Consider the following 1,259-nt stretch of genomic DNA (forward strand, 5'->3'; position numbering starts at 1 on the left):
CGGGCAAGCTGCTCGGCAAGCTCGGCAATGGTGGTCCGGACCAGCCGCTCGTCGGGGCGGCCGAGGGATTCGGCGAACAGCGCCGGCGTATCCGCGGCGAGACCGTGCGCAATCAATTTTGCGGCAAGCCCCGGGAAGGTGCGCCGCCCCATATAGACCACGGTCGTCGCTTCAGGATCGGCCAGTGCAGCCCAATTCAGATTCGGCGGCAGCTCGCCCGTCACATCAGCCCCGGTCACGAACTGCACCCGGCGCGAGGTATGACGACGGGTCAGGGGAATGCCCGCTTGCGCGGCGGCCACACAGGCCGAGGTGACGCCGGGAATGATCTCATAGCCGATGCCCGCCTCGCGCAGCGTCTCCAGCTCCTCCTCGAGCCGGCCGAAAATGCCGGCGTCGCCCGACTTCAAGCGAACCACGCGCACGCCTGTCGCGGCATAGTCGACCAGGAGACGGTTGACATGGTGCTGCTTGGTCGAGGGTCGCCCGGCCCGCTTCCCGACCGCGACGAGATTGGCGCCGGGCCGGGCGAGATCGAGGATCGCACCCGACGCAAGATCGTCATAGAGCACGACGTCGGCCTCGCGCAGCCGCGCGGCGCCCTTGAGCGTGAGCAGCTCGGGATCGCCGGGGCCGGCGGAGATGAAGGAGACAAAACCGCTCACCGGTCCTCCGCGATCAGATGAAAGAACGTGCCGGTGGCACGTCCGCGCCGCGAGCCGGTCTCGGCGATGACCGCGCCAGTCGCATCAAGCACCACGGCCAGCGGCGTGTCGGGCTGGGCGAGGATCGTCGAATAGTGGAATTCGTGGCCGCGCAGGCGCGCACCGGCCTGATGGCCCGGTATCGGCGCGGCGAGTTCGGCGAGGCGGTAGCCCAGATGCATGCGGCGTTTGGCAAAGCTCGTCTCGAGGCCAAGAAGGCCCGTCATCTCATGGCGGATACCGTCCGCGTCGGTCAACGCGGTTCCCAGCACCATATAGCCCCCGCATTCGCCATGCACCGGCCGCGTTTCGGCAAAGTCGCGCAGGCCGCTGCGAAAGCGCGCATTGGAGGCGATCCTGCCGGCATGAAGCTCGGGATAGCCGCCGGGCAGCCAGCACACGTCGGCGCTCGCGTCGGGCGTTTCATCGGCCAGCGGCGAGAACGGCGATATCTCGGCGCCCGCCGCGCGCCAGGCCTCGAGCATATGCGGATAGACGAAGGAGAATGCGGCATCACGGGCCAGCGCAATGCGCTGGCCGGGCGGCGCCACGTTG

At 68.6% G+C, this 1,259-nt stretch carries 1 protein-coding gene and 1 pseudogene; both read right to left on the reverse strand.

Annotated features, from left to right (window positions below; all coding sequences use genetic code 11):
- Nucleotides 1-665, reverse strand: a 665-nt coding sequence (gene cobA, locus MOV75_RS38710; RefSeq protein WP_247008094.1) for a uroporphyrinogen-III C-methyltransferase, incomplete at its 3' end; no start/stop codon positions are given.
- Nucleotides 662-1,259: pseudogene (locus tag MOV75_RS38715) on the reverse strand (cobyrinic acid a,c-diamide synthase); the annotation flags it as partial. The pseudogene MOV75_RS38715 and the gene cobA, both read right to left, overlap by 4 nt.

The sequence above is a fragment of the Bradyrhizobium sp. PRIMUS42 genome, from assembly GCF_023006515.1.
Classification (GTDB): Bacteria; Pseudomonadota; Alphaproteobacteria; order Rhizobiales; family Xanthobacteraceae; genus Bradyrhizobium.